The organism is Leyella stercorea (assembly GCF_021531355.1).
Classification (GTDB): domain Bacteria; phylum Bacteroidota; class Bacteroidia; order Bacteroidales; family Bacteroidaceae; genus Prevotella.
The window spans coordinates 78,961-88,622 of the sequence record NZ_JADYTS010000005.1; the positions used below are offsets into that span (position 1 = coordinate 78,961).

7 protein-coding genes and 1 tRNA gene are annotated in these 9,662 nt (G+C 51.2%); 3 read left to right on the forward strand and 5 right to left on the reverse strand.

The features are described from left to right. Window positions 1–31: 31 nt before the first annotated feature. The 5 genes from I6E38_RS02985 to I6E38_RS03005 form a co-directional block, all read right to left on the reverse strand. Window positions 32–2,080, reverse strand: coding sequence for a protein-disulfide reductase DsbD family protein (locus I6E38_RS02985; protein WP_235392602.1), 2,049 nt, complete (start codon window positions 2,078–2,080; stop codon window positions 32–34). An 83-nt stretch (window positions 2,081–2,163) separates the two neighbouring features. Further along, window positions 2,164–2,235, reverse strand: a tRNA-Arg gene (locus I6E38_RS02990). Window positions 2,236–2,321: 86 nt separating this feature from the next. Next, on the reverse strand, window positions 2,322–3,191 hold the full coding sequence (locus tag I6E38_RS02995) for a PfkB family carbohydrate kinase (RefSeq protein ID WP_235392603.1): 870 nt from the start codon (window positions 3,189–3,191) through the stop codon (window positions 2,322–2,324). A 158-nt stretch (window positions 3,192–3,349) separates the two neighbouring features. Beyond that, the gene (locus tag I6E38_RS03000; protein ID WP_235392604.1) at window positions 3,350–4,468 is read right to left on the reverse strand and encodes an ATP-binding protein; all 1,119 of its coding nucleotides are present in this window, start codon (window positions 4,466–4,468) and stop codon (window positions 3,350–3,352) included. Window positions 4,469–4,766: 298 nt separating this feature from the next. After that, window positions 4,767–6,269, reverse strand: a complete 1,503-nt coding sequence (locus I6E38_RS03005) for a butyryl-CoA:acetate CoA transferase (protein WP_235392605.1) — start codon at window positions 6,267–6,269, stop codon at window positions 4,767–4,769. A gap of 209 nt (window positions 6,270–6,478) precedes the next feature. On the opposite strand from I6E38_RS03005, the gene I6E38_RS03010 reads away from it, so the two are divergent. From I6E38_RS03010 to I6E38_RS03020, 3 genes are all read left to right on the forward strand, one after another. After that, a complete protein-coding gene (locus I6E38_RS03010; RefSeq protein ID WP_235392606.1) occupies window positions 6,479–7,303 on the forward strand; it encodes an ABC transporter ATP-binding protein in 825 nt (274 codons plus the stop codon). 15 nt (window positions 7,304–7,318) lie between these two features. Then, on the forward strand, window positions 7,319–7,843 hold the full coding sequence (locus tag I6E38_RS03015) for a nitroreductase family protein (protein ID WP_235392607.1): 525 nt from the start codon (window positions 7,319–7,321) through the stop codon (window positions 7,841–7,843). A gap of 134 nt (window positions 7,844–7,977) precedes the next feature. Further along, window positions 7,978–9,648 (forward strand): tetratricopeptide repeat protein, encoded by a 1,671-nt coding sequence (locus I6E38_RS03020; RefSeq protein ID WP_235392608.1) that lies wholly within the window; start codon window positions 7,978–7,980, stop codon window positions 9,646–9,648. Window positions 9,649–9,662 lie beyond the last annotated feature (14 nt).

Below are 9,662 nucleotides of genomic sequence, written 5' to 3' on the forward strand. Positions count from 1 at the left end.
GGTGAGGGGTTGGGGGAAGGGCTTCTATTTATTATTTCTTGTTATTGTAATTATCCAATCCAGTCTGCAAGAACTTCATGTATTCGTTGATGTCCTCATCGTACGAGCGGCTGCCGGTGAGCGGCATACCTTCGTTGTCGATCAAGACATACATAGGCTGTGTGTTCGAACCGAACTTGTAGCGCTGCAGATAGCTCCACTTGTCGCCGATGGTGCGCAGGGTGCGCTGTGTGCCGTCGGTATCGGTCACTGTCATTGGCTCTGGCAACGGAGTCTTGTCGTCTACGTAGAGCGAGATGAGCACGTATTTCTGGTTGAGCATGTCGGCTACCTTCGAATCTGTCCATACAGCTGCCTCCATCTTACGGCAGTTTACGCATCCGAATCCGGTGAAGTCTACCATTACGGGTTTGCCCTCCAGGCGAGCGGCAGCCATACCTGCTTCAAAGTCCTTGAAGCGTGGGTGTACCTCGTTCTTGTAGAGGTTGAAGTCCTGAGTGTTCATTGGCGGAGCGAAAGCGCTGACAGCCTTAAGTGGGGCACCCCACAAGCCGGGAACCATGTACATGGCAAACGACAATGACAGCAGGGCCAGGAAGAACTGCGGTACGTTTGTGCGGCGGCCTTCGTCGTCGTGCGGGAAGTTGAACATGCCGAGCAGGTACAGACCGAGCAGGCCGAAGATGATGATCCACAATGCGAGGAATGCCTCACGGTCGAGAATATGCCATCCGTAAGCCAAGTCGGCTACCGAGAGGAACTTCAAGGCGAACGCCAGCTCAATGAAGCCGAGCACAACCTTCAATACGTTCATCCAGCCACCTGATTTAGGAGCCGACTTGAGCAGTGTCGGGAACATTGCGAACAGCGCGAACGGTACAGCCAGAGCTACAGCAAAGCCAAGCATTCCGATTGTCGGAGCTACGATGTCGCCCGATGAAGAAACGGCTACAAGGAGGAATCCGATGATAGGACCGGTGCACGAGAAGCTCACGAGCGACAGTGTGAACGCCATGAGGAAGATGCTGATGAAGCCGCTTGTCTCGTCCGACTTCTGGTCGATTTTGTTACTCCATGATGACGGCAGCGTTATCTCGAACGCTCCGAAGAATGATGCGGCGAACACTACCAGCAAGAGGCAGAACAAGATGTTGAATATAGCGTTGGTAGACAGCGCGTTGAGAGCGCTTGCGCCAAACAGCAGCGAAACGATAAGGCCAAGAGCAACGTAAATAACCACGATACTTACACCGTAAGTGATAGCCTCACGGATTGCCTTGCGGCGCTCCTTGTTGCGCTTGAGGAAGAAGCTCACGGTCATAGGGATGATTGGCCATACGCACGGAGTGAAGAGTGCGAGCAGACCGCCGAGCAGTCCGGCGAAGAAGATATAGAGCAATGAGTTGTTTATTGGCTTGTCAAACTTCTCGAGCTGCTTTACCACCGGAGTCCAAAGCTTCTGAAGCTCCGACTTGTCCATATTGGCAACAGCAGCAACGGCAGCAGTGTCGGTAGCGACAGTGTCTGTTACTGCTTCTGCGGTTGTAGTAGGGTCGGCTACGTCAGCAACGTTGGCGTCTTTAGCCTCAGTCTTTGCAGCATCCTTAGCTGCGGCAGCGTCAACGGCGGGCGACTTTCCCTTATGAGCGAATTCGGCTGTAGAAGGAGGCATGCACGATTCGTCGTTGCAGGCTCCATACTCCAGATAGCACTTGATGTCGTGTTCGGGCTTGGTGAACTTGATCTTCTGTACAAACTGAGCGGAATTCTCAAAGTAGCGCAGCACCATTCCGAACATGTCGTCCATCTTCGAAATCTCGTGTCCGCGAGGAGTCAATTTGCCTACCAGTTCAATACCGTCCTTCTTGTCGAAGTGTACAGCAGCCTCTGTAGGACCATCACCGCCAAGGTTTGTTGAGTACACGTGCCATCCGCTTTCGATTTTACCGGAGAACACGATTTCAGCCTCGGCCGTGCCGTTAGTTTTTAGTTGTACTGTGAACTTCACTGGATTTGCCATCTGTGCATTGCACAGGATTGCCACAAAAAGCAGCATGACAACTGACATCAATTTTTTCATTGTGTGCATTGGATTTGTTCAAAAAAATGGGTATTTATTGGATTTTAAGTATCTCACAAGATTGTTTGGGCTTTGCAATTAGGTACTCCCACCGGGAATCGAACCCGGATCAAAGGTTTAGGAAACCTCCGTTCTATCCATTGAACTATAGGAGCATCCTCCGTTCTTATGCATTTTGCATAGTATGTGAACGTGCAAATTTACTTACTTTTTTCGGATTGTGAAAAGAATTCGCTTTTTTTCACTTCATTACACGTTTAACGTCGTCAATAGTGCGGTCGAACGGTCCGGTGTGCTCAAGTTTCAGTGTGCACATCGCAGCAGCGAAGCATCCCGACTCTTCGTAGCCCATGCCTTGTGCTCTACACCACAGATATCCAGCCGAGTAGGTGTCGCCACATCCAGTAGCGTCGACAATCTCTTTGGGCTTGTATGCTGGAATGTCGTAGAACTTGCCTTCGGCGAGAATAATGCTGCCCTCGCTGCCCAATGTCACGCACACCTCTTTCACGCCCCATTCTGCCAGCTGCATGGCGGCTTGGCGTGGGTCGGTGAGTCCGGTTATTACCTCCATTTCGTGTTCGTTCACCTTTATTATGTCGGTGTGAGCGAGTATGTTGCGCTTGTCGGCCCAGTCGATGGCGAATACTTTCTCGCCACGCACCTCACGCAGATAGCCTTGTGCGTCGATAGATATGCGGCCCTTGGTAGACAGATATTCCACCACTTCGGGCGAGAAGTCGTCGCTCAGTAGTGAACCGAGGTGGAACACGCGTGCCTCCACATTGCTCATCTCGTCGATGGTGAATGGGTCGGCACGTTCGAGCACGCGCTGTGTGCGGTCGTTCATGTCCTCGCCATATTTGTTTTCGAAGTATACCGTGTGGCGGCTGGGGAATGTCAGCACGTCGATGCCTGCTGTGCGCATGTCTTCAGCCGACTGCATCTCGGTCTCGCCCAACTTCGTCACGAGCTGGAACGACACGTCCTTAGGCAGATGGTTAAGTGCGTACGAGAAATAGAACGAAGTGCCGCCTGCCATGTATACGGTCTGTCGCGGTGTGATAATCTTGTCTTTTGTTATGTGGCCTACGCAACAAATATCTTTCATTTGTATGTTGTTTCTTTGGTTGATGTTTATGTCTGTTATGGTATCGCAGCCGTTTTGCGTGACGCTTTGTAATGTTACATCGGTGTTACGACGGTGCAAAAGTACTGAAAAATGACGATTTGACAAAAGTTTTTCCGCTGCTAAACATTATTTATTTTTTATAAAAGAATTTCATAATAGTTGTCGCGGGTTATTGTCGTGAATCTGGCGTCGGGATAGCTGCGTGCGAATGATGGCGGCACCGAAACCTTCTTGCGTGGGTTCCACTTGAACTCGTAGGCTGTCAGCTGTCCGTTGTCCTCTTCTACGTAGTCCACTTCCTGCTTGGCTGAGGTACGCCAGAAGTAGCTTTTGACAAAGCTGCGTGCGTATGACTGCTGCTTCATCCGCTCGGCTATAACGTAGTTTTCGAACAATGCGCCTATGTCAAGTCGAGTTTCGGCTTGCTGGAAGTTTCCGATTACTGCGTTGCGTATGCCACAGTCCCAGAAGTATATCTTCTTGGCGAACTTCAGTTCGTTGCGCAGGTTGCGGCTGAACGATGGCAGTCGGAATATTATGAACGACTTCTCAAGCAGTTGTATGTACGAGTCGACGGTCTTGGGGTCTAGTCCGCACAGTTGTGCCAGCTCGTTGTACGACACTTCCGAGCCTATCTGAAAGGCAATGGCTTGCAATAGTTTTACGATTTTCTCGCTTTTCTTCACTCTGTCGAACATCAGAATGTCCTTATACAGATAGCTGTCGGCAAGTTCTTGCAGCACTTCGCGCTCCTCTCCGCTGTGGTTCACTACGTCGGGATAGCTTCCGTAGACGAGTCGTTGTGGCAGCATGCGCTTCTCGTCGAGCAGTCCGTTGTGTGTCGACAGCTCGGCGAATGACAGCGGATACATCTGCAATTCGTATTTGCGTCCGGTGAGCGGTTCGTTTATCACGTTGGCGAGGTCGAACGACGAGCTGCCGGTGGCTATTACCTGCACGTCGGGGTTGTTGTCGATTATGAGTTTCAGCGCTATGCCTATGTCGGGAATGCGTTGTGCCTCGTCGATAACGACTGTTCGCTTGGGGCCGATTATTGCTTTCAGGCGTGTAGACGATGCGTTGTCGAACAGTGCTCTCACGTCTGGCTCGTCGCCGTTGAGCCACAGCGTTTCCTTACTGTCGGTTATCTGTCGCAGCAGCGTTGTCTTGCCAACCTGCCTGGCACCGAAAACGATTATGGCTTTGCCTTTGCCCATCCGCTCACGCGTCAGTGTATCTAAGGTTCTTGTAATCATATGCTTACATGTTTTTGAGGTTTGTGCAAATATACAAATAATATTTGCCTAATCCAAATATCTTTGAAGATTTATGGAATTGATTCCTTAAATCTTTGAATATTTGTGGAATTGAATCCAAGAATATTTGAATATTTATGGAATTGGGGTGCCGTGGAGGGGTGTTTTGTGTAGGCTGGTATGGTGCTTTGTGTAGGCTGATGTAGTGTTCTTTGCCCTTCCCTCAAAAAAAAGGAGTCCTTTTGGCTTGCAAAAGGACTCGTTTTAGTACCTTAAAAGGACTACATTTCGATAGCCCCTACATATACTCGCCGAAATCGGTGAGTCGCATATCGCCCTTCTTGGTCAGTGTGTCGTGGAATGCGAAGGCGGCGCGCAGTGCGCATGGTTCGTGTCCTTGCGATGCGATGCGCTGATATTCGCGCAGCAGCGGACGATAGTCGGGATGGGCGCAGTTGTTTATTATCTCTTCGGCACGACGTGCCGGACCCTTACCGCGCAGGTCGGCAATGCCCTGTTCGGTGATGATGATGTCCACGTCGTGCTCTGTCGAGTCGATGTGGCAGCATTGTGGCACGATGGCGCTGATGCATCCGTTCTTGGCAGTAGACGGGGTGTAGAAGATGCTGATAGAGCCGTTGCGCTCGTAGTCGCACGAACCGCCAATGCCGTTCATCAGTTTCGAACCGCACACGTGCGATGAGTTCTCGTTGCCGTAGATGTCACACTCCAGGGCGGTGTTCATGGCAATCACACCGAAGCGGTGAATCAGTTCGGCAGAGTTGCTCAGTTCGCTGGGGCGCAGCGTGATGCGAGAGCGGAAATAGTCCATATTGTCGTAGACACGGCGCAGACACTCGTTGCTTACGGTCAGTGCAGCCACCGAGGCGTGCGCAATCTTGTCCTCAAGCATCATGTCGATAATGGCATCCTGCACCACCTCTGAGAACACTTCCAGTCGGGGCAGCTGTGCGTTCTTGCCTATGGCCTGCATCACGGCGTTGCCCGTCACGCCCACACCGCTCTGTATTGGGAACATGGTGGGTGGAATGTGTCCCTTGCGTATGTCGCTCAGGAAGAAGTCTACAACGTGGTTGCCAATGGCTTCAGTTTCGGGTGTAAGTGCCTTGAACGAACGTGCCTCCTCCGGAATGCAGCACTCCACTACGCCTACAAGTTTCTGCGGGTCGAGTTCCAGATACTCCTTGCCTATGCGTCCGCCCACCGATACGAGTGGAATAGGCTGGCGGTTAGGATATTCGGCACATTCATACTCGTCGTGCAGGTGGCGCACGCGTGGGTCGTGGAAAGTGTTGAGTTCCAGTATCACACGTTTTGCAATACGTACTATGGTAGGCACGATGCCGTCGGCTGATGTCAGGAATATGCGCATACGTCCGCCCACTTCTTCTATGGCCGACACCTCGATGATGGCCCAGTCGATAGTGCCGTAGAATCCGCGACGCAGGCGTTCTGCCATATGTCCGAGGTGCATGTCCTCGTAGTCGATTTCGCCCAAGTTGGCGTGACGGCGGAAGTCGGCGTTGGTAGAGAAGGGGGCACGAAACTTGATGGCCTGAGCGTTGGCGAAGTCGCCCTCCAGACTCTGGCACGACGATGCACCGGTGATAATGCCCACCTTGAACGGTCGTCCTGCCTCATGCTCGCGCACGGCACGCTGCGACAGCTCGCGTATCACAGCCTTGGGTACGCCGTTGGGTGTAAATCCGCTGAATCCGATGTTGTCACCGTCGTTTATCATAGCTGCCCCTTCGGCAGCAGTAATCTTTCTGTATGCCATATCCTGATAATTAGAATAATTATATGTTATCTTAATTTATATATAAAATGATGTGCGTATTTTTTGTGCTTTGGAGTTGCTTTTGTAATTTTGCAGCATAAAACCGACGGCAAAGATACACATAATGTCGTATAAATATGCGTATATTCAAACAAAATGTATAAATATTTATTCCGTTGCTGTCAAAATGGTAATAAATCTGTATGAATATGCAAATAAATACTCCGTCTACGTCGTCCGATACTCAATATGTTAATATTCAGGGACTCGGCATAGGCTACGCCACGCACCATAAGCGTCATGTTGTGGCAGAAGAGTTGGAGGCACGTGCACCGGGCGGCACGCTAACTTGTCTGATAGGGCGCAACGGTTCGGGCAAGTCTACTCTGCTGCGCACTGTGGCTCGGTTGCAGCCAAAACTCGGCGGTAGGGTAGAGCTGGGCGGTCGGGATGCCGAAGACATCACAGCCTCGCAGTTTGCACGTACGTTGGGTGTAGTTCTCACGTCGCGCCCCGACGCTTCCAACATTACGGTAGGCGAAGTCGTTGCATTGGGACGTGCGCCGTACACCGGTTTCTGGGGCAGGCTAAGTCAGTCCGACCATGATATTGTCAACGAGGCAATGCGCAGTGTAGGCATAGAGCATATGAGCCGACGACGGGTGTGCAGCCTGAGCGATGGCGAGTGTCAGAAGACAATGATAGCCAAGACATTGGCTCAGCAGACACCTTATATAATACTCGACGAGCCTACGGCGTTTCTCGACTTTCCCGGCAAGGTAGAGCTGATGCTGCTATTGCGCCGTCTCGCCCACGAACATGGCAAGACCATACTTATGTCTACGCACGATCTTGAGGTTGCACTGCGCACCGCCGACCGTCTGTGGCTTCTCACCGATGGTGCGCTGAAGCAAGGCACGCCGCAAGAGTTGGCAGACAGTGGAGCCATAGAGCGCTACATAGGCCGCCCCGACGTAACGCTCAATCACCGTACACTCGAAATCAGTATCAACACCGACAATTACGACAAATAAAAACAAAATAGAATTATGGAAAACAATTTCATGCAAATCATCAAGACACGCCGCTCATGCCGCCACTATCGCGACGAGCAGGTAGACGACCAGCTCCTCAGCACCGTTCTTGAGGCAGGAACATATGCTCCAACTGGTCATGGAACACAGGACCCGCAGATTGTGGCTGTGCAGAATCCAGCTCTGAAGCAGCGTTTGGCAGCTCTCAATGCCAAGATAATGGGAGTTGACAGCAATCCCTATTACGACGCTCCTACCTATCTGCTTGTGTTTGCGTCGAAAGACAATCCCAACGCCTTCCAGGACGGCTCGTGCGTACTTGAGAATATGATGCTTGCTGCTCATGCCATAGGACTCGCCACATGCTGGATAAACCGTGAGTATCAGATGTTTCAGACCGAAGAGGGTCGTCAGCTGATGGAAGAAATGGGTATTGCGCCCGACCGTATCGGCATTGGCGCATTATCGTTGGGCTATCCGTCGCGCGAACCGAGAGAGGCAAAGCCGCGCAAGGAAGACTGGATAAAGGTAATAAAATAGCTCTGTGGGGTTAATTAAACCTAAATTAATGATGTGTATACCATTGCTTTAAAAATAGATGATTATCTTTGTATCACCTTAAGACAGTGGTTCGCAACAACAAATAATAACAATATCAATATTTTTTTACAAACATGAAGAGAAACTTTCTACTCCTGTCAGCAGCTTCAGTGCTGTTTATGACATCATGCTCGAAGATGGGACCGCTTTCGGCCGACAACTTCAACGTTACACCAAACCCGCTTGAATCACAGGGCGGCAAGGTAGCCGCTACCGTTAACGGCACATTCCCCGAAAAATACATGAAGAAGAAGGCCGTAGTGACCGTAACTCCCGAGTTGCGCTACGCTAACGGTCAGGTAGCCAAGGGCCAGAGCGCCACATTCCAGGGCGAGAAGGTAATGGGCAACGACCAGACTATATCATACAAGGTAGGTGGCCGCTACACAATGAAGACATCTTTCGACTATGTTCCTGAGATGCAGAAGAGCGACATGTACCTTACATTCGACGCTCGTAAGGGCAAGAAGGTATACAACGTTCCTGCTGTTAAGGTAGCCGACGGCATTGTAGCTACATCTGAGCTCTATCGCCGCACACTGGCTTCTGAGAACGGTGTTATCGCTCCGGATGCTTTCCAGCGCATTAACGAGAAGAAGCAGGAGGCTAACATCAAGTTCCTCATCAACCAGGCCAACATCCGCAAGAGCGAGCTCAAGAACAACTCTGTCAAGGAGTTCATCGAGATGCTTAAGAAGATCAACGCCGATCGTGAGGGCTTGAACATCCAGAACGTAGAAATCCAGGCTTACGCTTCACCTGAGGGTGGTGTTAAGTTCAACGACAAGTTGGCTGGCCAGCGTAAGAACCAGTCAGAGAAGTACGTTAAGAACACTCTGAAGAAGACCAAGGTTAACGCCGATCTCGACGCTCACTACACAGCTCAGGACTGGGAAGGCTTCCAGGAGCTCGTTGCTGCCAGCAACCTCCAGGACAAGGACCTCATCCTTCGCGTGCTCTCAATGTACAAGGATCCGCAGGAGCGCGAGCAGCAGATCCGCAATATGTCAGCTGGTTTCAAGGAGCTTGCTGACGGTATCCTTCCTGAGCTCCGCCGTTCACGTCTCATCATCAACTACGAGACAATCGGCCGTTCAGACGAGCAGATCAAGGATCAGTACAAGAACGACGCTACTCAGCTGAGCGTTGACGAGTTGCTCTACTCTGCTACTCTCAACGAGACTCCGGCTAAGCAGGAGGAAATCTACAAGAAGACCGCTGAGGTTCATCCTAACGACTACCGTGCATTCAACAACCTCGCTGCTCTTGCTCTTGCCAAGGGTGACAAGGAGGCTGCTCAGAAATATGCTGCCAAGGCTGCACAGCTCGGTAGCGAGACTCCTGAGGCACAGGCTAACCTCGGCCTCGTATCGCTCATCAACGGCAACGTACAGGATGCTGAGCGCGCCATCTCTAAGGGTGCTAACTCTGAGAACGTAAAGGCTGCTATCGGTGCTCTGAACATCGCTAAGGGCAACTACGCTCAGGCTGAGCGCGACTTCGGCAACACATTGAGCAACACTGCTGCTCTGGCACAGCTCCTCAACAAGAACTATGATGCCGCTGCCAAGACTCTTGACAAGGTAGAGAACCACAACGCAATGACCGACTATCTGCACGCTATCGTTGCAGCTCGTCGTGGCAACAAGTTCGCTGCAGCTTCTTACCTCAAGGAGGCTCTCCAGAAGGATCCGTCGCTCAAGCAGTATGCTGACAACGACCTCGAGCTGAAGCTTCTGAAGTAATTAAATATAAAAGC

Bases quoted from the DNA above. Each gene is read 5' to 3' on its own strand.
- I6E38_RS02995 (WP_235392603.1), bottom strand. From the start codon at position 3,191: ATGAAAGATATTTGTTGCGTAGGCCACATAACAAAAGACAAGATTATC.
- I6E38_RS03015 (WP_235392607.1), top strand. From the start codon at position 7,319: ATGGAAAACAATTTCATGCAAATCATCAAGACACGCCGCTCATGCCGC.
- I6E38_RS02985 (WP_235392602.1), bottom strand. From the start codon at position 2,080: ATGAAAAAATTGATGTCAGTTGTCATGCTGCTTTTTGTGGCAATCCTG.
- I6E38_RS03010 (WP_235392606.1), top strand. From the start codon at position 6,479: ATGCAAATAAATACTCCGTCTACGTCGTCCGATACTCAATATGTTAAT.
- I6E38_RS03005 (WP_235392605.1), bottom strand. From the start codon at position 6,269: ATGGCATACAGAAAGATTACTGCTGCCGAAGGGGCAGCTATGATAAAC.
- I6E38_RS03000 (WP_235392604.1), bottom strand. From the start codon at position 4,468: ATGATTACAAGAACCTTAGATACACTGACGCGTGAGCGGATGGGCAAA.
- I6E38_RS03020 (WP_235392608.1), top strand. From the start codon at position 7,978: ATGAAGAGAAACTTTCTACTCCTGTCAGCAGCTTCAGTGCTGTTTATG.